Here is a 24558-nt window from a genome sequence, read left to right on the forward strand (position 1 = left end):
CACACATAGCTTGGCGGCACTTCACAGGATGGGACATGTTGAAACCGGGATGCCGTTACTTCGACGCCACCATGACCCACAATCGGGCGAGGTCGGCCGAACCGTCGGTGCCTTTCACCGCGTGAAAGGTTTGCACTGCGCGGGCTTTGTCGCCTGCCACGTAGTAGGCCACCCCGAGATGCAATTGCGCCTGGTCAGGGTGATCGAGCCCACCCTTCGCGATCGCCGCATCCATTGCGGCAAGACCCTGCTTGGTTTGCCCCGCGAAGACCTCGTTGAAACCGACGTCGACCGGTGCTACGGGGTTCGCCGGATCAGCCGGCGCTTGCGCCCGCTTCGCGGCTAGCGCCTGCAACCGCTTTTCGCGATCCGCCTGCGCATCGTGACCCAGAACGCCTGATGCGAATCCCTGATCGATCACCTGCTTGCCCTCGGCCGTCGTACCCGAGACAATCGCGAGCTGGGTCATCTCCATGTAATCGTTGGCGGTGGTGAGCGAACCCGTCGCGCGACGCAGCCGATACGTGTCGATATCGAGCGCCGACGAATAGCCGGGCTTCGTACGAATCGATTGGAACAGATCGTCCCAGTAAGACTGCTTCGGGTAATGAGCGACCAATTTTTCCAGCGCGCCGCGGTACGTCGTGTCATCTTTCACACGCTGCGCGCACGTGCCGAGCAGTTGCAGCTGCGACTCGTCGGGCGCATGGCCGGCACGCGCTTGCGCGTCGACCACGGGCTTGAGGAGGCTCACCACACTGCCGCAGTCGTTCGAAAGGTAGTAAGACTGGACGAGCAGAGTGCGCATATCGGGATCGCTGCCGCCTGACTTCTGATAGCGCTGCGCGACCTTGATAGCCTGTGCGTAGTTCTTTTGCTCGAAGTAGATGCCTGCAAGTGCCGCCGTGGTGCGTTGTTCGTCAGCGCCGGTTAGGCGCCCTGAACCGAGCAACGTTTCATAGGCCTGGGCGGCTACACCATTGTCGCCCGCCGCCGCAGCAGCAGCGCCGCGCATCTCTTCGACCATATAGCTTTCATACGGCGTCTTGCCCGGCACTGCAGCCGCCTGATCGATCTTCGTCAATGCATCCTTGTACTTGTGCGCGCGATACAGATCCTGCGCGGCGTTCAGCGGCTTCGCCACATCAGGGCGCAAGGTGTCTGCGGCATGAGACGTGACCGGCAGCACGGCGAGCGCGGACAGTCCTCCAATAGCGGCCGCAATGACGGCGCGTTTGAAGCGTTGATGGATCGTTAGCATTCCACTTCCTTATTGCATGTACTGCTCATTGCCGATCAAACCGATTTTCGTTGCGCCCAGTCGTTGAGCGGACGCCATCACCGCCGCGACATCCTTATACGGCACCAGCTTGTTGGGCCGCAGATGGATTTCCGCCTGCACCGGTTCGGCAGCCACCTGTGCGAGCCTGGAGTCGAGCGCCGCACGGTCGGGCACCGGCTGGCCGTTCCAGGTCGTGGTGCCGTCGAAGTCGATATCGATCTGCACCACTTCAGGCTGCGTGATCGGCGGCGGCGGATTGCCGATCGGCAAGTTCATCTTGATGGCGTGCGTCTGGATCGGGATCGTGATGATCAGCATGATCAGCAACACCAGCATCACGTCGATCAGCGGCGTGGTGTTGATATCGACCATCACATCCGGTTCAGCGTTGCCGCCGCCCGACGATACGTTCATTCCCATGGTCTTCTCCTGTGTCGATCGGAGTTGGCGCTTTAGCGCCTTACTCCGATCCCATGCAAAGCTCGATCGGAGTTGGCGCTTCAGCGCCTTACTCCGATCCCATGCAAAGCTCGATCGGAGTTGGCGCTTTAGCGCTTAGTCCGGTCCCATGCAAAGCTCGATCGGAGTTGGCGCTTCAGCGCTTAGTCCGGTCCCATGCAAGGCTCGATCGGAGTTGGCGCAGCGCTTACTCCGGTCCTATGCACAGCTAGCCGCCGCGCGCAGGCGGCTCCGTGATAAACGAAACCTTGGCAATACCGGCGCGTTCGCACTCGGTAATGACCCGGCCGATGAATTCATAACGCGCGCTCTGGTCGCCACGAACGTGCACTTCCGGTTGCGGCGTCATGACCGACACGGTTTTCAGGCGTGCCAGCAGCGTCGGTCCATCCACCTGCTTCTCGTTCCAGAAGAAATCGCCGTCGCGGTTGACCGCAATGACGATACTTTTGGGTGTGGTCTGCAAAGGCTGGATGGTCTCCTTCGGCAGTTGCAACGGGATCGTATGCGTCACAACCGGAATCGTGATCAGAAAGATGATCAGCAGGACCAGCATCACATCGACGAGCGGTGTGGTGTTGATACTGGAGATGACCTCGTCGTCATCATCGTGCCCAACGCTCATAGCCATGACGAACTCCGCTTATTGGGCCAACGCTGCTTCACGGGCCGTAGCGCGCACCGAGCGCCGGCTGCCGGCGAGCAGGACGGTGTGCAGTTGTGCGCCGAACGCACGAACACGCTCCATCACCGACTTGTTGCGGCGAACCAGGAAGTTGTAGCCGAGCACAGCCGGCACAGCCACGGCGAGACCGATCGCGGTCATGATCAACGCTTCACCCACCGGGCCCGCGACCTTGTCGATCGAAGCCTGGCCGGCAATACCGATTGCCGTCAGCGCGTGATAGATCCCCCACACGGTACCGAACAGACCGACGAACGGCGCAGTCGAGCCAACCGTGCCTAGGAAAGCCAGACCGTCCTGCAGACGATTCGACACGTTGGTGATGGCACGCTCGACCGAGGTGTCGATCCACGTGTTGCGGTCGACGGCTTCGAGCAGTGCTTCGTTGTGGTGTTCGCCTGCCTCGATGGCTGTTTCGGCGATGAAGCGGAACGGCGAAGCCTCGTCGAGCATCTTTGCGCCTTCTACCAGCGACGGCGCGGTCCACAACTGCTCGTCGGCACTCTTCGCACGACGGTTGGCACGGAACTGCTCGAAGAACTTGGTGATCATGATGTACCAGCTGCCCATCGACATGAGGACCAGCAGAATCAGCACGAAGCGTGCAACAAAGTCACCGTTCTTCCAGAGCGCGCCCAGCCCGTATGGGTTGTTGACGGTTTCCGACGTGGCCGGTGCGGGCGGCGGCACCGCTTCGTCTGTGGCCGAGCCGGCCGTTTGTGGTGCTGCCGTGGTGGCGGTGGCAGTGGCGGACGCGGACGCGGACGCGTCGCTAGCTTGCGCGTGGGCCATGTGTGGTGCCACAAAGGTATCCACCGTGGTTACGGCGAACAACAGGGTTGCCGCCAATGCGGCGAGAGTACGCTTTTTCATGCCTGCTCCAAGTTCATTAGTACAACTTCTAAACGAAGACTGATAAATCGCTGCCGGTACCGAACAGCCTGTGGGTTCAGTTCAGGTTAAACGAGAAAGGAACTTGCACACGGACAGGTTGGCCTTGGGAAACGCACGTGAACTGCTTGACCGCGTTGAACGCAGCGCGATCGAGTGAGGAATCTTCCGCAGACTTGGCAACGCGTTCATTCGTAATATGGCCCTGCGGGTCGACTACGAATTCAATCAGCACATCACCCGTCACGTTGTTTTCCTGCGCTTCCTTCGGGTAGCGGATCGACGAACGGATCTGATCTGAGTTCGGGCATACAACCCCTACTTCAGTGCTCACGGGCTTGGCTTGCACGGGAGGGGCCGGCGGTGCGGGGGGCGCCACGGCGGGTGCCGATACAACCGGCGCGGCCTGGTGCGTGATCGTGGGCTGGGGCGGAGTTTGCACCTGCACTTCCGGCGGCGGCACGAACGGCGGCGGCGGCGGTGCGAACTTCGGCGGCGGCAATTGCACGGTGGGCAACGGCGGAGGCGGCGGCGGCTTAACCGGCTCGATGATTTTCGTTTCAATAGGATGCTGGATGACCTGTACCACCTTGGTGGCAAGGCCGTTGATCAGTGCATAGATCAACACGATGTGCAGGAGCAGAACAACTGCGATCCCGCCGAAGCGGCGCACAGGGTTTTGCTGCTTGCGCCCAAACTCGCGTGGGCGTCCTGGCCTCCCCATACGGGCCGTTGCTGCCGGAAATTGCCCTTCGACTTTAGTACCCACCTTTACTCCTCCGGCGTGAATCGTCCATTTCTGTAACTGCAGTGCGCTGACATAGGGCAACCAACGTTCGCTTCGGACAACCGCATCCGGCGCTCCGCCCCTTGATTTGCACTCCGAATTGATACTTCAGCGCGTAAACCCTGATGCAATGACGCGGTGCGGCTGTGAGATGCCCTAGCAGTATTTCAAACCCGCCGAATGATCATTTAAGAACAACCCCGACAGATTGATTCGGCTTGTTTGCTTCGGTCTGACATAAACACTCACAAAAACATTGAATGACGCACGCAGCTCCTGAACCTTTTGCGCGATCAGCTACGTTTTCGTCGACCGTGTTTATGTCAGCTGTGTTTCATGGGATGCGACGATAGCAGTACAAAAAATGTACGGTCAAACTTTTTTTGATGACAGCATATTCAATTTAGAGTGAATCCTCTAATTGATGCCGTATTTGCGTTGTTGCAAAAGAATATGCGGAGGTCGAACGGATACGCGCGCGCCTTTGGCAGCTCGATAACTGGGATTCGGCCGCTATTGTGGCTTTCCATCGTGCGCCCATGAGGGGTCGATCGACTGAGACCGGCGTATGGCTCAAACGCCCACTGGGCAGGGCCTCTGGGCAATTTCACAGGCTGCCGGCGAATCACGAACGGCACATCTAACGTGATGATCGAGCGCCGATCAGGGGTCAGCGCCGAAAGCGAGAAAATAAAATAAGGAAAGCATCGATTGAAATCTTTTTAGCGGTATTTGCGACAGTCTAAATACACATCTTCGATACGTCATTTTACAAATTACAAGATATATTCTAAATAATTACATATAGCCGACGACTTTGATAATGGTTAACTTTAGTTTGCACGGCGCTCGGTAATTAGTGCTCATTCAAGTCATGCGGGCTGATACATAAGATTATGTTATTGGGTATTCTAAATCCTTATTCAATCGGGAATTTAAAGTCGCAGATCTGTTGAATCGGTAATTAATGCTCAGCAAAGCTCACACGGGGTATCATATAAGATTGTGTTATTGAGTATTCAAAATCCTTATTTCATGGGGCATTTAAAATTAAAACCCTGTTCAATTGAAAATCTCTCTTATATGAAGGAAAGCTCTTGGGCTATCGGTTGTCCACTGTCGGTCCGCGGGGTCACCTGCTACGACCGTACGTTTGTCAGCGCGAGACCGAGAACCTGATGGAGTTCATTTCACCGGGCGCGTTGCAAGCGATGGCCGGCGCGTGGAATATGACGGCGGTCTATTCCGAGGTTGACATACTCATCATCCACAACAGGATGGTCAGCCAATCGATCATTAAGGTTACTAATCAATTTCAGCGACGGGTTCTCTCCACGCTTTGCGATGAAGATCAAGATCAATATGCAATTGGCACAGGTCTGATCCAGGACGAGGTGAACTTGAACAACCCGATTACGGTCGTTCGCAATCCGGACGGGACGAGCGTCTATGTGAACACGCGTATGCGAACCTGGGCTCGCTGACGATCGATGGTTTTGAGGTCGTCTACCGCAAACGGGGTCGCGCGACCGTGGGTACCTTCATGCCGTCAGACGACGTTGCGTACGTGTGGCATTTCAACCGAGACGGGAACGCCACCGAGCACGATTATGCTGCCGGAAATGGCGCTGCATTCCGGCCTTGCAGCGAAGGCTTCCCGCTCCGAAGGCCAACACGGACACGACCTTGCCTGGAGCTGCCGAAAGTTGACCACGGACCTCTACTGGCAATACACGGGATCAGATTCGAACTTCGCGGCCGCACCATTGGCTTGACCGGCTACGGTCCATCGTGGCGCCGGTCGCACCGTATAGCCAGTTCAACTGAGCGTGGCTTACATGCCATTTCCGAGAACGAGCTTGATGCCCGCTGTTATCCGCCACATTCAAGTCAGATTCGGACAGTCGCAACGGGCGAAGCCCCTATAGCGCGATGCGGGCATGAAGAAGTGTCGCCGATATGCATCAATGCGGTCTACAAAACATACCGGGGTACTAACTTCTGAATTAATTGCACTATTCTTATACGAACGATCCGGCCGCATCACAAGCCGGCGTCGACACCTGCCCCGAGGGGTTCGGCATGAACCTGTTATCTTTTCGCACGCCTGTCCTTTATGCAGCTTGTCATCGCTGCGGCAACGCGTTGACGCACGGCGAAGACGAATGCCCGCATTGCGGCACAAATCAGTCCCGGGCATTGCGCGCACCGAACTCCGTCGACTTCAATAACAGCAACGTCATGATGATGCCCGGACGCATGCTCGTGCCGTATCCGAGCGTGCCCGAGGAAGTCGATGCGGCAATGAATATTGCGCGGGAACGCGCCCGCGTTGCCCGGCGCGTGGCGTTTGGCGTGGCGGGCGGCGGACTGCTCGCCGTCGCGCTGGCGCTGACCTACGCGCCCGGCCTGAGGTCACCCGTGGTGCAACGGCTTGCTGCACTGCCGGAGCCTGCGAGGACACCGGCGTTCGTTCCGGTGGCTACCGACACGGCACCGAAAGCCGCCGTACCGGCAAGCACCACGACGGTCGTTGCGGCAGCAAAACCGTCGAACCCCGTCTCGGTGACCGCTGCCACGCGCCCTGCGCCGAACCTTGCTAAGCGCCCTGCGGCAACCTATGCGGCGGCCCCTGCGCCTAGGCCAACTCAGACGCCAACTCCGGTGCAAGCTCCGACGCCAACTCTGGCGCAAATTCCCACACCAGCACCCACGCTCGCGTCGGTACGGAATCAAGCGACCGAGATGATGGCGTCGATCATGAACAAGCTGACAACCGCCGCCGTGGTCCTGCGGGCGGAGATTTCAACGCTCGCAATGAGCCCGGCGACGAGACCCGTTACTAGTGCGGCGCCAAATGCACCGGCCCCGATAACCGCCACGACAGCAGCGAACGAGCCGAACACGCCAAGCCCGATACCGGCGCCCGTCTCAAAGAGTCCGACGACCACACCAGCCGTCACGCTTGCACCAAAGAATCCAACACCCCCGGCGCCTGTCATGCTTGCGCAGGACACGGCGACAACGCCGCCCTCTACGATCGCGACCACCACGCCAAGCCCGACGCCCGCCATCAACACTCCAGCTCCGCTCGCTGCCTTGCCACCCGCGCCCCGCCCCAGCGCTGTCGCCGATGTCCCTATCGCAAGCCACGCGCCTCAGCCTTCCGCGCCAGCGGAACAGGAACTACCGAAGCTTTCGTTGCCGCCGGTCTCGCCGGTCATCGCCACTGAGCGTCCGCCGTTGGGCAGCCCGGGGGAAAGCCTCTACTTCGCCCGCCTCGCGCTGGTCACCAATGACCTGAATGCGGTGCACAAGAACCTCGCCAACGTGCCCGCAAATCAGGTCAACAGCCCCGATGTCCAGCGGATCCGCGACGACCTCGCCCGACGTGAAGCCGCACGTGACACCGCCATGCGACACGCCCGTACATGCGACCAGTCGGCTTCCTGGCGATGCGCACGGCGGTACGCAAAGGACGCGCTTGCTATCGACTCGAGCTACAACGACTCGCGCGTCTTCCTCAAGCATGTGGCCATCAAGATTGCTGAAGCGAAGAAAGCGGCCGAAATCGCGCAGGCTCAGAGCGATGCGATCATGCAGCGCGGACCGCTGCACCCAGCGCCGATCCGCGAGGCCGTCGCGGTCCCGCGCACGGCTCCGGTCGCGAACGTGGGCAGCGCTCCGACAGCGGTCATCGCGTCACCGCACGTGTTCGCGAACCCCGTTGCACGTGCACCGCGCGAAACCCACGTAACGCATGAAGTGCGCGAGACACATGTGCCGCAGGAAGTGCGTGAGCCAGTCGTTGCGTTCCAGCCCGTGCAGAACGCAGACACAGAGTCGTCCGAGTCCAAGGCACCGGACAACGGCGCGCCCATTCGGCCCGCCGGTCGCGGCGAAGCGCATTGAAGCAGATCGAGGCTTGACGGAGGCACACTCCGCGTCAACGCCTCGTTGCAGACCCGCGCATACCTATCCCGCTGGAATGGTCATGATCGGCGTCTTCGCGTTCTGTCTTCGCGTTCTGCAAGCCTCCTATCGACTGAGCCGTGATGCTCAAGTGCAAGTCGATGGGGATCGCGCTCTCGGCGAGCGGCAACACAGGCGTCGGCACGAGCGGGCAAATGTAGGCCGTCGCGAATGCCTGCCAAGCTGTCTTTGAGCCGTCGTTACTTCCACAGCATCACGTGTGCCTGGGAAGATCACGGCATAAAGAGCAGCCCCGCCGAATTTACTGCCCGTTCGCCTTCTCCTGCGCGCGGCGCAAGTTATCCGGGTAATCGCTACGATCGTCCGCCGGGTTATAGCCGTTCTTCTCCAATTTACTCAGTTCTGCCGTATTCTTCGCTCGTGCCGCTTTTCTATCGGCTTTGCGTTGCGCTTTCTGCATCTGCTTAAGCGTTGGCGACGCTGGCGATGGCGCTGCCGGCGTTGTATCCGTGCTCTGTGAAAATGCATCGGATGCCGCGCCTAGCACTATGCCGAGCGAGGCAAGAACCGTGATCGATGCAACCCGTACGCGTGGCATGGCATCCGCCTCCTGTAAGAAGCAAGCACGCCCGAGCGCATCGGCACTACGCCGGGCCTGCTACCTATTCAATCGCGCTGCTGCGCGTTCAACGATTGCAGTGCGCTGAGCGCGCCCTGCTTCACCGCGATTCCACACCAGATCCACCACCGCCTTCGGCGCGGTGTCGGGTGTACCTGAATTAAAGGGCGGTGCGGGCGCATATTCCAGTTGAAGCTGAATTGCCTGCGCTTCGGTTTCACCGATCAAGCCGATGAGCAGCGTCAACGCAAAATCGATGCCCGCCGTCACGCCACCGCCCGTCATCAGATTGCCATCCTGAACAACGCGCTCTTTCACGGGAATGGCGCCGAAGCTTTCCAGGAAATGATGGGCCGCCCAGTGCGTGGTCGCCCGCCGTCCGTGTAGCAAACCAGCCGCTCCCAGGACCAGCGCCCCGGTACACACCGATGTGACAAAGCGGGCCTGTGCAGCCTGCCGCCTGATGAAATCGAGCGTGATGTCGTCCTCCATCAACTCGCCGACACCCACTCCGCCCGGCACGCACAAGACATCGAGCGCAGGGCAGTCAGCGTAAGTCATGGTGGGCGTCAGGACGAGACCACTGCTCGCGCTGACCGGATCAAGGGTTTTTCCAATCAGGTGGACCGTCGCGCCCGGCACCGAAGCGAACACGTCATGCGGACCGGTCAGGTCCAGTTGCTGAACGCGTGGAAAAACGAGGAACCCGATATGCAACGTCATGGCGATGAACCTTTAAAAGGAAGTGGACGCACTGACGATACCTTGCTACGCTTTGGCGAAATTGACAATCAACCCTCGTTTCACGCCAACCTCGGTTTCAAACCCATGAGCAACACTTCACGCCGTATCGACATCCTCGCGTTTTCAGACGTCCAGTTGCTCGACGTCGCCGGACCGCTCCAGGCCTTCGCCTCCGCCAATGAACTCTCGTTAGCGCGCGGAGCCGACGCACCTTACGTAGCGCGTGTTGTCGCTGCAGCCGCGGGGGAGATTCAAAGCACCGCGGGTCTCGGCCTGATTGCTCAGCCCTTGCCTACCGCTCAACAAACGACAGACACGCTGATCGTCGCCGGCGGACGCGGCGTGCATGCGGCATCGAAAGATTTGGCGCAAGTGGCTTGGGTCAGGGAGCGCGCGGCACGGTGCCGGCGGGTGGCATCGGTATGCACGGGCGCGTTTTTACTGGCCGCCGCGGGCTTGCTCGACGAGCGCCGCGCGGTCACGCACTGGGCGCATTGCGAACACCTCGGGCAGCGTTATCCGGCCGTCCACGTGGACCCTGCGCCCATTTTTATCCGCGACGGCGCGGTATGGACATCGGCGGGCGTGACAGCCGGCATTGATCTCGCGCTTGCATTGATCGAGGACGATCTCGGGAGCGCGCTCGCGCTCGATGTAGCGCGCGAACTGGTGGTGTTCCTCAAGCGGCCGGGCGGCCAGGCGCAGTTCAGCGCAACGTTGTCGTTGCAAAAAGCCGGCGATCGCTTTGGCGACCTGCACGCGTGGATAGCCGAAAACATGGCGGCCGACCTGTCGATCGCGACACTGGCCGAACACACGGGCATGAGCGAGCGTAGCTTCGTGCGCCACTATCGGGCGCAAACGGGGATCACGCCGGCACGCGCCATCGATCAATTACGGCTGGAAGCTGCGCGTCGCCTGCTTGGCGACACATCGTTTCCGGTCAAAAGGGTCGCCGCGCGCTGCGGGTTTGGATCGGAGGAAACCATGCGACGCAGCTTCCTGCGTTCAATGGGTGTCACACCGCAGGCTTACCGTGAACGTTTCTCGGCAGGTGACGAGATCGAAGAAACAACGGGTCAGCCCACACGATAGTCACGCAGGACTGAACACTACGGCAGCGCAGCAACGCGATTCAGCACGGCCGTTCGAGCCTTTGCGGATGCGGAAGATTAATTCTTTCGCGATAATGCTGCATTGCGCTTCGTTCACATTTCACAATTTTTCCTCAATGTCCATTATCGATGTCCCCAACGACCCGCTCACGCGCGTGATCGCGCCCTATGGCGCGGGTCCCGCCGAACTCGCACTCGCCGTCGGGGGCCTGGCTATCGGCACGGGTGAGTTCGCGTCCATGACCATCCTTCCGGTAATCGCGAACGGCCTCGGTACATCGCTGCCCACCATGGGCCACATCATCAGCGCGTATGCGTTGGGCGTGGTGATCGGCGCGCCGCTCATCACCATTTTCTTCGCGAAGATCCCGCGCCGCGCGATGTTGATCGGGCTGATGCTGATGTTCGCGTTCGGCAATCTGCTCAGCGCGCTCGCGCCGAATTACCCGCTGCTGCTGATCGCGCGCTTTATTTCCGGCGTGCCGCATGGCGCGTATTTCGGTGTAGCGGCGTTGACGGCGGCCTCGCTGGTGCCGCCCGACCGGCGCGCGCGGGCGGTCGGGCGCGTGATGCTCGGCCTGACAATCGCCAATATTTTCGGCGTGCCGCTCGCGACCTGGCTCGGTCAATGGCTCGGCTGGCGTGCGGATTTTTTGCTTGTCGGCACGCTCGGTATTCTTACGATGATTGGCGTACGCATCTTTCTTCCGCCCATTCACGCGGGCGGCGCCACGCCACGCCGTGAGCTTGGCGTGTTCAGGCGCCTGCAAGTCTGGCTGACGCTCTCGGTGATCGCGGTCGGCTTCGGCGGACTGTTTGCGGTGTACACCTACATTACGCCAACGTTGCTGAACGTGACCCACGTGGCGCCCTGGCGTGTGCCGCTGTTGCTCGGCGCGCTGGGGGTCGGCATGACGGCGGGCAGCCTGATTGGCGGCGTGCTGGCCGACAAGTCACGGCTCTGGACCATCTTCGGCATGCTGATCTGGAATGCCGCCGCGCTGGCGGCGTTCGCGTATTCTTCGGCCAACGAATGGACGGCCACGCTCAACCTGTTCGCAATGGGACTCGGCATAGCCGTGGTGCCAGCCGTGCAGACGCGTCTGATGGACGTGGCCGGCGACGCCCAGACCGTCGCGGCCGCGCTCAATCATTCAGCCTTCAACATTGCCAATGCGCTGGGTGCGTGGGCGGGCGGCGTAGTGGTCGCGATGGGTTTCGGACTCGAGGCCACGGGCTGGACCGGTGCGCTGCTTGCGTGTGGCGGGATCGTGTTGCTCGGTGTTTCCGTAGCGGTGGAGCGGCGCTCATTGACGTCCGGTCCTGCGACGGTGTGCGGTTCGTCAGGCGCGTGACGGGTGCTTGCAATGCACTGCATTGAACGCGCACGTAGAAGCAAAGGACTGGCTGATCCTCACGAAAACCCTCAAGCCCCAGGCTGTGCTGCCGTTATAGTAATGAGCTACGTGCGCGCACAAACGAAGGAACGGGCATTTTCAATCCCTCCAGTGTCCGGATGAAGAGTAGGTAACAACGACACAGAAACGACATCGAACGAGATTGAATCAGGAGCCGGGGCACCCTTTGGCTCGGAGCGCCGATGAACGTCTTTCCCGCGAATCCTGCCACACCAATGGCCGACGACAGCAGCGACGAAACCGCTGCGAATGTCGCTCGCCCGATCATTGAGCCGGTGCAGCGGACCCACGCGTACAGTTCCGTCGATTCGCTGTTGCGCAATGCCCGCGCTCAAGTCGATACGACCGCGTGGGCGTGGTATCAGGCAGGCGTTGACCTGCACCTCGCGAGTCAGGGCGATGCCGCTCAAAGCTGGCCCTGCGTTCTCACCGCTGACACCTTCCACGCCTATTGCACGGCCCAGCGTCTGTGCCTCTGGCCAACGGGCAGCGGAGAAAGCATTCTCGGCTGGCTGCTCGCGCCCGCCAGCCACGCGGGAAACCTTACGCTTGCCAACCTTGCCCGCAGCCTGGGTGAAGCCCTGCAGACCGACGCGCTGGCGCGCGCGCAAAACACCCAGCGCGTACTCTACGAAATCGCCTATCTCGCGAGCTCCATGCGCGAACGATCAGCGTTCCTGCTCGGCGTACATCAGCAACTCGCCACGCTGATCGACGCGGAAAATTTCTATCTCGCGCTTTACGACTCGGCGAGCGGCGGGATCACGTACCCGTATTACGTCGACGTGATCGATACCTCCGCGCTCGAATGCGCGACCTGCGACACGCTCGATCCGTCACGCCTGTCGCTCACGGGCCAGGTGCTGACCACAGGCCAGCCACTTCTGATAGACGCTGCCGGGATGCGCGCCGCCGAGCAGGAAGGCCGCTTCTTTTGCGTGGGAGATCGCCCCGAATTCTGGATGGGCGCGCCGCTCAAGAACGCCTCCGACGAAGTCTTCGGCATGATCGCCATGCAGGTGTACGACGTCTCGCGAGTCTACAGCGTGGAGGACCGTGCGCTTTTCCTGGTCGTCGCCCGGCACGTGGCAATGGCGCTCGACCGGATCCTGCATCGCGACGATCTGGAAGAAACGGTATCGCGCCGAACTGCTGAGTTATCCGAACTAAATCGCGCGTTAAGGCAGGAGATCGCGGAACGCAAACGGGCCGAACACCTGCAGGGGGCGTTGTTCCAGATCGCCGAATTGTCGAGCCGGCACGGCGACATGATGGAGTTTTTCCAGAGCCTGCACGGGATTGTCGGCGAGTTGCTGTACGCGCAAAACTTCTACATCGCGCTGGTCGACAGGTCGACCGCGACCGTGTCCTTCCCTTATTACGTCGATGAACTGCTGAACCACCATCCCACGCCACGACGTAACCGGCGCGGGCTGACCGAGTATGTGATCAGGCAACGCCGTCCCTGCCTGATTGACCTCGCCGAAGCCACGCGGCTCGTAGACAGTGGTGAAATAGAACGCTCGGGCGAGAGCATCAAGCTGCGTTCGTGGCTGGGCATTCCGCTGTTCGACGGCGATGTCGTGCGCGGCGTGCTCGCCGTGCAAAGCTATTCCACACGCGTGCGTTACTCGCTGCGCGACCAGGAACTGCTGACGTTCGTCTCGCGCCATATCGATACCGCCCTTTCGCGACGCAGCGCCGCCGAAGCGCTGCATGCGGCCAACCATGAGTTAGAGGAGCGCGTGCAGAACCGTACGCGTGAGCTTGATCTCGCCAATGCCCGGCTGCAGCACGAGAATTCGCACGACGCGCTGACCGGGCTGCCAAACCGCAGCTACTTGTTGCAGCGGCTGGGGGACGCATGGCTCGATCATCATGGTGAAGGCAAGCAATTGGCCGTGATGTTTATCGACCTCGACCGCTTCAAGGTGGTGAACGACAGTCTCGGTCATCATTTCGGCGACATGCTGCTGGTGCAGGCGGCGACCCGTCTGCGCAGCTGCCTGCGCGACGACGACCTGCTCGCGCGCCTCGGCGGCGACGAGTTCGCGGTGCTGTCACCGGGTGCGCCGCTGGACACTGCCGTGGCGATCGCGGAACGGATCCTGGCGGCGTTCGACCTGCCGTTTCATATAGACGACCACGTCGTGTTTTCATCGTGCAGCATTGGTATTGTCGGTCCTGACAGCCAGTTTCACAGCGAGCCGGCCGATCTCCTGCGCGATGCCGATACCGCGATGTATCGCGTGAAGAACGGCGGCCGCGACAGTTTTGTTGTGTTCAACCATGCGCTGCGCCGCGAGGTGTCCGATCAGGTTGAGCGCGAAGGTGCGTTGCGCAATGCGCTCAAGCGCGACGACGAACTGGTGCCGTATTTCCAGCCTATTGTTTGCGTGAACAGCGGCCGGCTAGTGGCGCTGGAAGCGTTGATCCGATGGCGCCAGCCCGACGGCCGCGTCATCACGCCGGGCGAATTCTTGCCGGCGGTGGAAGGCTTGCGCCTGATCGGGCGGCTCGATCTCTACATGCTCACACGCGTCGCGGTAATCCTCGCGCAGCCGCAACACGCTGACTGGCCGCCGGTGCATGTGAACTGTTCGAGCTACAGCATGACGCGTCCGGAGTTCGCCGACGACGTCCTCGCCCTGCTCGCGCGCCACGGCGTCGCGCCCTCGCGGATTTGCCTCGAACTGACGGAAGGCGCGCTGGTGGCCGAGCCCGATCTGGCCAGGCGTTCAATGCAACGTCTCGCCGATCACGGCATGTCGGTGGTACTCGACGACTTCGGCGCTGGATTTTCGTCGTTGAGTTATGTGCATCAGTACCGCTTCAGCGGCCTGAAAATCGACCGGTCGTTTATCTTCGAGCTGACTACCAGCCCGCGCAGCCGCGATATCGTACGGGCAATCGTGCGGATGGCCGAGTCGCTGGACCTGACGCTCGTGGCGGAAGGCGTGGAAGACGCCGCCACGCTCGCGATGCTCCGGGAGATGGGTGCCGCGCAGGCTCAGGGGTATTACTTCGCCCAGCCTATGCCACTGGATGAACTCTTGCTGACCACGCTCGCGCCGCGCTTGCAGGCGCTGACACAAGAGCCGTGAGGGTTTGATCGCTGAGTGGGGCACTCACTCTACGCGCCTTCGTGACTTCGCCTATTCTGTGAGCTGATCCGACACGGCGAGGCTGCCCATGCGCCCCACTTCCGCCGACGCCCGCCGTCGACGCCTCCTCCTTGCCGCCGGCAGCGCGCTGCTGCCTTTGAGCGTGCCTTTGTGCCTGCCTTCGTGCCTGCCTGCGAGCTTCGCGCAAACGCCGCCCGCCACCGGCGGGCCGCTGCCGCACATGAACACGCGCCCTATTCCGTCCACGGGCGAAGCGCTGCCGGTGGTCGGTTGCGGCACCTGGCGCACCTTCGACGTAGGCGACAACCCAGAGGCGCAAGCCGCGCTCGCAGAGGTGCTGCGCGTTTTATTCGACAACGGTGGTTCGGTCATCGATTCATCACCGATGTATGGGTCGTCGGAGGCGGTTGCCGGGGCGGTGCTGACGCGCATTGGCGGGCATGGCCGCGCGTTTGTCGCGACCAAGGTATGGACCGAAGGCCGTGAAGCGGGCGTTGCACAAATGGAAGAGTCGATGCGGCGTCTACAGCAACCCCGTATTGACCTGATGCAGGTTCACAACCTGCTCGACTGGCGCACGCAGCTTGAGACGCTGCGTGAATGGAAAGCGCAGGGACGGATTCGCTATCTTGGTATCACGCATTACACGTCGGGCGCGTTTGCCGACGTGGAAGCCGTGATGCGCTCGGAAACACTCGACTTTGTCCAGATCAACTACGCTGCCGATGATCGCGCCGCCGAAGAACGCTTGCTGCCGCTTGCGAGGGAACGCGGGATTGGCGTGATCGTGAATCAGCCGTTCGGCGGTGGTGGCTTGCTGGGCAAACTCAAGGGACAGCAGGTGCCCGAGTGGAGCACGGAGATCGGGTGCACGACCTGGGCGCAACTGCTGCTCAAGTTCGTGCTCGCCCATCCGGCGGTGACCTGTGTGATTCCCGGGACCGGGCGGCCTGAGTACATGCGGGACAATGTGCGCGCCGGATTCGGTAGTTATCCAGATCAATTGATGAAGCAGAGAATTGCGGCGGCGGTCGCCTGAGAATGGGGTTTTCGCTCGCGCCGGTGGACGGAGGGTTGGGCTAGCGGTCGGGGTTGCTGCCGGGTTGCTGCTTTCGGCCTTGGTGGTCTGCGAGAGTCGTATTTCTCTTTATCACTATTAGCCACTGAGCGTGGCAGCAACCCATCACTGCCCCCCCGACCGCTAACCCTGGAACCTGGCGCCTCGGCACCAACTTTACTGCGCAGCAACCAACTCCCGTACAACCGCCGCGTCCGAGCCCCCCGCGTTCCGCCCAGACCGCGCCGCAAACAACGCCAACGCGCCGGTGAGGCGTACGCGGGCTTCATCAGTTGCCGCAGCCGACGCGCCTCGTGCCGTCTCGCGCGCCAGTTCGCGCGCCGCCTGAACGCACGCAAACAACGGCCCGACCGCAAGTTCCATCTGCGTGTTCCAAGCGAACACCCGCTGCGTTTGCAACGGCCGCAGTGCGACGCGCAACTCGTGCCAGCGCCGATCGAGCGTGCGCACGACGTCAAGCGGATGGAGCCCAATCCCATCAACGCTCGTAGTGCAAACCCGCAAAACCTCGTCGAGGGCATCAAGCACGCCGGTCACTTTGACATCGACGTGATCCGACGTGCGCAGCGGCATCATCGATACCGCTACGGCTATCGACACAATGCAGCCAACGAACACTTCCTCCACGCGCATTTCAATCAGCGGCCCAATAGCAAAGCCCAACTCGCCATAGATGAGCCCGACCAGCACGGTGATGAAAAACACACCCTGTCCATATGCGGTGAGGATGAAATACGCCCAGCCGAACACACACGCGAGCATCGCGGCCACCAGCAACCAGGGCGTTCCATGAAGCGCGCTCACAAGCGCTGCGCTGACCGCCACGCCCGCAAGCGTGCCAAGCACGCGCTCGCCGGTCTTGCGGATCGTGTCGCCGCGCGAGCGCGTCCCGAGGAACACCACGAAGGTCGTAATGACCGCCCAGAACCATCGCTCCGGCGACACCGAATGTCCGATCAGCATGGCGATCAGCGCGGCTGTCGTCGCGCGGCAGGCGGGCAGCCAGGAAAGCGTATCGCGCCAAACGAATGCAGCGCCGGTTGCCCGCTTCACGCCTGTGTTCGCCGCGCGCGCAGTCGACGCCACCGCGTCACGGCCCGCACGCGACAAACGCCGAAGCGCAACCCGCAAACGAACATCGCTTCGATCAAGCCGGCTCGAATCCACAGCGTGCTGGGCCGCCGCAACCTCGACATCGATCAGGCACGCCCGCAGTCGCTGTGCACCCGAAAAATCGAGCAGTCCAAGCTGCTCTTCAACGGCGAGCGCTGCTTCGTTCAACAGCGACAGATGACCCATGGCGCCGGGTTCATCAGCACGACGATCGGCGAGCACGGTCGTGGCACGTTGCATCACCGCGGTCAGCGCGCGACGCAATGTAGCGTCAGGCCGGGTCGGCACCAGCACGCGACCGGTGAATGCCACGCTAACGAGCGCGATCGCCGACAACCCGAGCATCGTGAACACATGCGCCAACGTCGGATGGAGATAAAGCCCTAGGTAGAACGAAACAACTGCCATCATTGCGCCGCCAAGCGCGCGCGGACCACATGCCTGAACCAGCATCGCCGCGAACAGCACGGCAAGGAATCCGGCATCCGCCACGAGCGGCCAGGGCGCCAGCGCACTCGCCGCGATCAGACTCGCAGACCCCGCGCCATAGATCACAGCAAGGGACCTGAACCAGCCACGCTGCGTGGCATCGCGGAGAAACAGCGGCGCGACCATCGCGAACAGCAACGCGAACGCGGCAAGGGTCGGCGCCCGATGCGTATGCACCGTCCAGCCGATCGTCACAGCACCTGTCAGCAAGCAGGCAAACGCACTGCGAAGCGCGGTGTGAAAACGCAGGAGGCCAGGATCGGAGCCGAGCAGGCGGGTGAGCAGACGAGACGAAGGGGAGACAGCGCCACGGTTGGTGGACCGGTGGTCACGCACGCGGTGGAAACCTCGCGCGACGGAGCATAGGGAAGCGGCAATGGACATGTGTAATACCCGGGACAAGTGTCGGCAGCGGCTCGTGGCCGGTTCCGATACGACGAGTCCGCCTCGCGGCAAACCCTCTTGTTTGGTGCGTCGGGCAAAACGTTCGACCGGGATCGCCGGACCAACGTAATGCATGCAACGCACGCGAAGCGTGTTGCCGCTTCGCGTATACCCGCATACTACCGTGTCAAAATTCCTGGACCGGGGTTTACCCGATTTGGGCAGGCCGCCGCATTTCATTGACGGCGCCGCACGCCTCCGCCACCACTTGCGCCAGTTCGGCAAGCTGGGTTTCAGCAGTCGACGTTGCCTCAGCCAGCGACAAGACCGCGGCTTCGAGGTCGTCAGCGGCGCCTTCGTTATCGGAGAAAAATTTCAGGGGCAAGGCCGCAAGCGCTTGGGCATTCGCCGACGCCTGGTCGGTCAGCGCGCACAGCCGCACCAGGTTCTCGCACAAGGATTCAAGTGCGTCGGCCGCATAGCGGCAAAGGGCGGCATCGCTTGCGGGATCCTGGGCCACCCCGTTCAGGGTGGCTTGCGACTTCTCGACTTCACGTGCAAGCGCGTAGCTCCAGTCACGCGCGGCGGCAAGGCGCACCGCGTAGTCGCTCAGTTGCAAGACCCGCTGCGCCGTATCGCTGAACATCGTGTTCTCCTGTGTCGTCCGGTCGGCCAGATGCGTTTTGGATCAACTGAATCTGGCACGACCGGACCGCAACCATGTTGTTATGGTCCGGCCGGCGTTCCTCGTCGAGCACGCAGGAGTCGCCGTTGCGGGACAACGGATGACAGCCAGTGACAGTCGATCAGCTGCCTCTGCCCACTTCTTTACGGCATGTAAATCGTAAGCTTTAACGAATTTTTCATAACCAATATCCCCCGACGGCACACCCTCTCCCCTTGCTTAATATTCCATACTTTAATCAAACATATTAATTACGTTTTAATTACGATATGGATGTTATTTCAATCATTTAATAAATCCTACACGTGTAATTTCTATCCTCTGGCTTGCTCTTTCCCGACGCCATCCGCATGCGCATGGCGCCATCATGCAAACCGTGCAGAGGACGCTGTGCTCAGCAGATTAGTTAGTGTTGACTGGCTGTCCGGCGCCGTGCTCGTGTGCACAATGCTCGCTGCATGCGGTGACCACGATCAACCCGCGGCGTCCACGCCGGAGCAGTCCTCAGTTTCCCCGTCGTCACCCGCTTCCTCGTCTTCCTCATCTTCTTTCACTCAGCAGTCCGATGCATCTGCATTGCCGGGATCGTCGGATATACAACGCTGGGCCTTGCAGCAAACCCAACCGGCAACAGCGACGTCCAGTCTTACCCAAGCCCCTGCGCCCGCCGCCGCTTCCGATCCTTTGTTGCCCCCCGTTATTCACGAGGCGGACTGACACACAAGCGACATGAAAGCGGCCGGCGAGCTCGATCAAGCCTTCCCCCCACGACCGACAGAGACCCATGAACTTAAAAAGCCGACGTGACTTTCTCAGGGCTGCCGCACAGGCAGCCGGTTCCGCCACCGCACTAGGTATCGTGCCGGCCGGCATCCGCAATGCACTCGCCATACCCGCCAATAACCAGCACGGCAGCATCAAGGACGTTGAGCATATTGTCGTGCTGATGCAGGAAAACCGCTCCTTCGATCATTACTTCGGCACGCTCCAGGGCGTGCGCGGTTTTGGCGATACCCGCGCCGTGCAGCTTCCGAATGGTCAGTCCGTGTTCAACCAGCCCATTGCTGCGGGACTCGGCGAAGTGCTGCCGTTCCGCCCCAGCGCGCCCGATCTCGGCAACCAGTTCATCCAGGATCTGCCGCACGACTGGACCTCGGGTAAAGGCGCTTACGACCAGGGCCGTTACGATCAGTGGGTGCCCTACAAAGGCACGACCACGATGGCGTATCTCACGCGCCAGGACATTCCGTTCCACTACCAGCTCGCCGACGCCTTCACCATTTGCGACGCGTACCACTGCTCGATCAACTCATCGACGGACCCGAACCGCTATTACATGTGGACCGGCTGGGTGGGCAACGACGGCAACGGCGGCGGCCCGGTGATCGACAATGCGGAGCTGGGTTACAGCTGGTCGTCGTATCCGGAAGTGCTTGAGAGCGCGAATATCTCGTGGAAGATCTATCAGGACATCGGCACCGGGCTCGACGCAAACGGTTCGTGGGGCTGGACCAGCGACGCGTACATTGGCAACTATGGCGACAACTCCCTGCTCTACCTGAATCAGTATCGCAATGCGCAGCCCGGCAATCCGCTGTATGACAAGGCGCGCACCGGCACGAACGCAGCAGCCGGCGACGGTTATTTCGACATCCTCAAGCGCGACGTGCAGAATAACGCGCTGCCGCAGGTCTCATGGATCGTCGCGCCCGAAGCGTTCTCCGAGCATCCGAACTGGCCGGCTAACTATGGCGCGTGGTACGTGGACCAGGTGCTGCAGATCCTGACCTCGAATCCGGCGGTGTGGAGCAAGACGGTGCTGCTGATCAACTACGACGAAAACGACGGTTTCTTCGATCACGTCGTGCCGCCGTTCCCGCCCTCTTCCCCCGCCAACGGCAAATCCACGGTCAGCACCGTCAATGAAATCTTCCCGGGCAGCAGCACCTATCAGGCGGGCCCGTACGGTCTTGGAACACGGGTGCCAATGCTGGTTGTCTCGCCCTGGTCGAAAGGCGGTTATGTTTGCTCGGAACTGTTCGACCATACCTCGGTGATTCAATTTATTGAAAAGCGTTTTGGGTCGCGCGCAAACGTTACCGAACCGAACATCACGCCGTGGCGCCGGGCGATCTGCGGCGACCTGACGTCCGCATTCAATTTCAAGAACCCGAATGCCACATTTCCGAGCTTGCCGGACACGAGCGGCTACGCCCCCACGCAACAGATTCGTCATCCTGACTATGTGCCGGTACCGCCCGCAGTTCAGGCCATCCCGAAACAGGAACCTGGCGTGCGTCCCGCCCGCGCGTTGCCCTACGAGTTCTTTGTTCACGCCCACACGAATACGGGCAAAGGCGTCACCTTCGACTTCATCAACACAGGCAATGCTGGCGCGACCTTCCTCGTGTACACGGCCAACAGCCAGACCGCGCCGAGCTGCTATACCGTTGAAGCCGGTAAACGCCTGCAGGATCAATTCCCGTTGACCGCGACCCATACCTACGACTTCATCGTGTACGGTCCGAACGGCTTCCTGCGCCGCTTTACCGGCACCGCGGTCCAGCAGCAATGGTGGAACGACAAGCAGGCGCTGCCGGAAGTCGCCGAGGGTTACGACGTCGCCAACGGCAACCTGCAATTGCGCCTGAAGAACCTGGGCACGGCGAGTTGCCAGTTCAGCGTAGCGAACGCCTACACGCCCGGCACGGTCATCACACGTCAAGTGCGAGGGGGCGATACCGAAAGCCTCTATCTCGACCTGCGCGGGTCGTATGGCTGGTACGACCTGAGCGTCACCATTGCCTCGGACACCACCTTCGTGCGGCGTCTCGCAGGACACGTGGAAACCGGCAACAGCAGCATGTCTGACCCGGCGCTCGGAAGCTGAAACCGGCGGTTTCAATAAAAAACGCTGCTGCGAGAGAGCTCGCAGCAGCGTTTTTTCATTCAGCACACAACCCCAAGCTTCAGGTACCCAGATACCCCAGAGGCACCGTCGAGTTCGATTGCGCGACGCTCGCATTCTTCGACACCACGTACATCGGCATCTCAGTCAGGTTCAGTGCGACCACCCCGTTGTTGTAAGCCACCGTCGATGCGTTGCCCATCCAGTCCAGCACCTGCACCGTGCCGCTCGTTCCTGCCGCGTCGACGGTCAGGTTGTAGCTCACGCTATAGGTCTGGCTGAAGCCGGTGCTCGCGCTCCACACCGCGTTGTTGTGGGTCCACAGTGCGGTAATCGGAATGCCCGTTCCGCGCTGCTGGAATCCATAGGCGTAGACACCCGACGGCGTGCCGTTCACCGGCCCGAGCGTGGTCGTGCCGTCAAGCACACGCGTCATTGCCGCGATCGCCAGCGCTGCCGGCTTCGGACTCACGTTCGTCGCGCCGTACGCGCCCTGCGGATCAGCCAGGTCGAAGAAGGTGCCGTAACCCGGTTCGGAAGGATAGTCGGCGCCGTAGAACACGTAGGTCTGGTCAGCCCCTTCGCCAAGCATGATGATGTGCGTGCGCGCCACCACCGCGCCCTGTGCGAACAGGACATTCGAGGTCGGATAGTTGGGACCGTACGACGTCCCGAGGTCGTAGCTGATCCCCGTTTCCGTCACGAACAACTTCATGCCCGGCTTATAGTCCTTCTGCATTTCCTGGCGCAGGCCGCGCATCTCGTTCATCAGCGCGTTCGCGGCGTTGGCGGGACTCGGGTCAGTCGCAAGACGCTCGGGCGGATGCGACGGCGACGTGCCTGCATCGTAATAACCATGCGTCGCGATGCCGTCCAGATACTGGGCCAGACCCAGCGGCGCCATGGTTTGCAGGCGCTGCGTGGTGAGCGCCGGAAACGCGTCGGTGGGACCCATGACGACGGCATTCGGATCAGTCGCGTGGAGGCCGGTATAAACCAGTTTGTATAGCTGTACGAAATTTGCGTTCGTATCCAGCCAGAACTGGTTCGGCTCCCAGGTCACCTGGTAGTAATTTTTGGCCATCGCGGGCAGGTATTTCTGCCGCATCGCTTCGGTTTCCGTGCCGACGAGGCTCATGTACGCCTGGTATCCCGCCTGGTCGTTGGGCAGATACGAGCTGTCGTTGAAGGCACCGGTCGGGCTGTCCCACGCGGGAATCCCGTCGAGCCGAACGAGGCGCATGATCTGGCCCGACGCATAACCGCTGTCGGTCGTGGTGGCAGTCGGAGTCCAGGTGTTCGGTCCGTTTGGCTCCGTGGCCGACAGTTCCCGGTCATCGATGGTCGACGTAATGCCCAGCGCATTGAGCATCGCGGTCCAGCCATTGAACCCCTGCATCCCGAACCGATGCTGCTCCTGGTGCGCATAGGTCGGCGCGGGCAAGGTCGCTGTCACGTTAGGCAGCACGCCAAAGGTAGCTATGCCGGTCGGGCGCGTACCGGCCGTCTGGACAGAGCCGCCGGCCTTGGCGAGGGTCGCCGAGATCGCGAAGTAACCGGCCAGCGTCGACGAACAACTGAGCGTCGTGGTGCTGGAACCGGCCGGCGCGGGGAAACTGCCGCTGGCTACGGTGTTGCCGAGGCTGTCGCTGACGGACCACGCGAGGGTGTCTGCGGCCGACGGGCTGGCGGTAATCGCGATCGGGAACGTGCTGCCCGAGGCGAACATGCGCGTGCCGTCGGTGCTCGGCGTGTCGGCTGTAATGACGCCGCTGGATGACGAACTCGTGGCCGTGACCGGCGACGCGCATGTCATGCGCAACGCGGCGCTCGCGACCACGGAGGGCGAAACAACAGCAGCGGGGCTTGCCGCCCCGGTCGAACCCGTGGTGCCCGCGGCAGTGCTTGCCGTCGTACCGGCTGTTGTTCCCGACGTGCTCGCGGCAGTCCCGCCGGACCCGCTTGATGCACTTGAAGTGCTCGATGCGCTCGCGGTCGTCCCCGCGCCGCCGCTGGTCGCCGCCGCGGTCGAACTGGAGTTGGCGGGGTCGCTGGACCCTCCGCCACCGCATGCCGCCAACGCTAGCGCAACTGAATAGATTGAATAACTGAGTAAAGGGTGTAAAGGGTGTTTTTTCATTTGAATGGTTGCCTGATCGTAGCGATGGACCTGAAACGGGCAAACCTCTCCCCCAAGCGCCCTGGAGGCACTCGGTAACGATTGAACAGGAGGAAGGGCTGGCAGGGTCGCTGGCAAAATCCGCCAAAACGCCGCGACTAAAAAGAACGGTTGTTCTGCCTTACTGGTGGGAATGAATGTTACACAGACGAAACGTTTTAAGACAGTAAAAAAGACGTAACACGTTGTAACGTCTGATTATTAATCGGTAATTTCGAATATTGTCTGATTAAATAACATTGATAAAAACGCTTATAAGGGTTGTACTGTCACAAATAGCGATGTATTAAGGGATTGATTAGATGAATAACAAGTTGACTCCCCACAGACGCGTATCAAAATAGAAGCATTTTTTTGTCAGCGCTCGAGACACGTATTGGGCCGGATTCTCAATGCTGGGAAGAGGCCTTGATGGCGGAATCGGCCGGGTGCAATCCTGGGAATCAGCTCACACGAAGGAATAAACAATCTGTACGGAAAATCATTTGGAAATTCGCTTTAAATTCCTGATCTGGCGAAGCACCTGGCCTGTAAGCAAGACATCCAATAGCGCGTGCCCGCTGGGTGAATAAGCCGTGGGAGGGTCGAGAGACGTGCGTTGCCCTTGCTTGCAAAGCCAGCGTGGCTGATTTGCATTCGACCAGGCGACGACGAGACAAGAACA

General features: G+C 61.0%; 18 protein-coding genes. 8 read left to right on the forward strand and 10 right to left on the reverse strand.

Features of this window, described 5'->3' with window-relative positions; translation table 11 throughout:
- Window positions 1-55 precede the first annotated feature (55 nt).
- The 5 genes from SBC1_RS32495 to SBC1_RS32515 form a co-directional block, all read right to left on the reverse strand.
- Complete coding sequence (locus tag SBC1_RS32495; protein WP_165104423.1) at window positions 56-1261, reverse strand: lipopolysaccharide assembly protein LapB; 1206 nt, start codon at window positions 1259-1261, stop codon at window positions 56-58.
- A gap of 9 nt (window positions 1262-1270) precedes the next feature.
- A complete protein-coding gene (locus SBC1_RS32500) occupies window positions 1271-1702 on the reverse strand; it encodes a biopolymer transporter ExbD (protein ID WP_165104424.1) in 432 nt (143 codons plus the stop codon).
- A gap of 247 nt (window positions 1703-1949) precedes the next feature.
- A complete protein-coding gene (locus SBC1_RS32505; RefSeq protein WP_165104425.1) occupies window positions 1950-2372 on the reverse strand; it encodes a biopolymer transporter ExbD in 423 nt (140 codons plus the stop codon).
- 12 nt (window positions 2373-2384) lie between these two features.
- On the reverse strand, window positions 2385-3299 hold the full coding sequence (locus SBC1_RS32510) for a MotA/TolQ/ExbB proton channel family protein (protein WP_165104426.1): 915 nt from the start codon (window positions 3297-3299) through the stop codon (window positions 2385-2387).
- Window positions 3300-3375: 76 nt separating this feature from the next.
- Window positions 3376-4086: an energy transducer TonB gene (locus SBC1_RS32515; protein WP_370469674.1), complete on the reverse strand. Its 711-nt coding sequence runs from the start codon at window positions 4084-4086 to the stop codon at window positions 3376-3378.
- A gap of 1196 nt (window positions 4087-5282) precedes the next feature.
- On the opposite strand from SBC1_RS32515, the gene SBC1_RS32520 reads away from it, so the two are divergent.
- Window positions 5283-5588 (forward strand): hypothetical protein, encoded by a 306-nt coding sequence (locus SBC1_RS32520; protein WP_165104427.1) that lies wholly within the window; start codon window positions 5283-5285, stop codon window positions 5586-5588.
- A 598-nt stretch (window positions 5589-6186) separates the two neighbouring features.
- Window positions 6187-8016 (forward strand): hypothetical protein, encoded by a 1830-nt coding sequence (locus SBC1_RS32525; protein WP_165104428.1) that lies wholly within the window; start codon window positions 6187-6189, stop codon window positions 8014-8016.
- Window positions 8017-8338: 322 nt separating this feature from the next.
- On the opposite strand, the gene SBC1_RS32530 is transcribed toward SBC1_RS32525, so the two are convergent.
- Complete coding sequence (locus tag SBC1_RS32530) at window positions 8339-8635, reverse strand: DUF4148 domain-containing protein (protein WP_165104429.1); 297 nt, start codon at window positions 8633-8635, stop codon at window positions 8339-8341.
- Between the two features lie 60 nt (window positions 8636-8695).
- The gene (locus SBC1_RS32535) at window positions 8696-9379 is read right to left on the reverse strand and encodes a DJ-1/PfpI family protein (protein WP_165104430.1); all 684 of its coding nucleotides are present in this window, start codon (window positions 9377-9379) and stop codon (window positions 8696-8698) included.
- A 105-nt stretch (window positions 9380-9484) separates the two neighbouring features.
- On the opposite strand from SBC1_RS32535, the gene SBC1_RS32540 reads away from it, so the two are divergent.
- From SBC1_RS32540 to SBC1_RS32555, 4 genes are all read left to right on the forward strand, one after another.
- On the forward strand, window positions 9485-10495 hold the full coding sequence (locus tag SBC1_RS32540) for a GlxA family transcriptional regulator (protein WP_165104431.1): 1011 nt from the start codon (window positions 9485-9487) through the stop codon (window positions 10493-10495).
- Between the two features lie 136 nt (window positions 10496-10631).
- Window positions 10632-11870 carry an MFS transporter gene (locus tag SBC1_RS32545; RefSeq protein WP_165104432.1) on the forward strand — a complete coding sequence of 413 codons (1239 nt, stop codon included), beginning with the start codon at window positions 10632-10634 and terminating at the stop codon, window positions 11868-11870.
- Between the two features lie 245 nt (window positions 11871-12115).
- Entirely contained in the window at window positions 12116-15037 is a 2922-nt protein-coding gene (locus tag SBC1_RS32550; protein ID WP_165104433.1) for an EAL domain-containing protein, read from the forward strand.
- A gap of 88 nt (window positions 15038-15125) precedes the next feature.
- Window positions 15126-16097, forward strand: coding sequence for an aldo/keto reductase (locus SBC1_RS32555; protein ID WP_165104434.1), 972 nt, complete (start codon window positions 15126-15128; stop codon window positions 16095-16097).
- Between the two features lie 195 nt (window positions 16098-16292).
- Here the strand turns inward: SBC1_RS32555 and SBC1_RS32560 are convergent, their stop codons facing one another.
- Both SBC1_RS32560 and SBC1_RS32565 read right to left on the reverse strand, forming a co-directional pair.
- A complete protein-coding gene (locus tag SBC1_RS32560) occupies window positions 16293-18122 on the reverse strand; it encodes an FUSC family protein (protein ID WP_165104435.1) in 1830 nt (609 codons plus the stop codon).
- Between the two features lie 208 nt (window positions 18123-18330).
- Window positions 18331-18768, reverse strand: coding sequence for a hypothetical protein (locus SBC1_RS32565; RefSeq protein ID WP_165104436.1), 438 nt, complete (start codon window positions 18766-18768; stop codon window positions 18331-18333).
- An 823-nt stretch (window positions 18769-19591) separates the two neighbouring features.
- Here SBC1_RS32565 and SBC1_RS32570 point away from each other — a divergent pair.
- On the forward strand, window positions 19592-21697 hold the full coding sequence (locus tag SBC1_RS32570; RefSeq protein ID WP_165104437.1) for a phosphocholine-specific phospholipase C: 2106 nt from the start codon (window positions 19592-19594) through the stop codon (window positions 21695-21697).
- Window positions 21698-21776: 79 nt separating this feature from the next.
- On the opposite strand, the gene SBC1_RS32575 is transcribed toward SBC1_RS32570, so the two are convergent.
- Window positions 21777-23444, reverse strand: coding sequence for a hypothetical protein (locus SBC1_RS32575; protein WP_241202307.1), 1668 nt, complete (start codon window positions 23442-23444; stop codon window positions 21777-21779).
- Here SBC1_RS32575 and SBC1_RS40180 point away from each other — a divergent pair.
- Complete coding sequence (locus SBC1_RS40180) at window positions 23443-23814, forward strand: hypothetical protein (RefSeq protein ID WP_241202308.1); 372 nt, start codon at window positions 23443-23445, stop codon at window positions 23812-23814. The two genes, SBC1_RS32575 and SBC1_RS40180, sit on opposite strands and share 2 nt — an antisense overlap.
- Window positions 23815-24558: the final 744 nt, after the last annotated feature.

Origin of the sequence: Caballeronia sp. SBC1, assembly GCF_011493005.1 — a bacterium.
Taxonomy (GTDB): domain Bacteria; phylum Pseudomonadota; class Gammaproteobacteria; order Burkholderiales; family Burkholderiaceae; genus Caballeronia.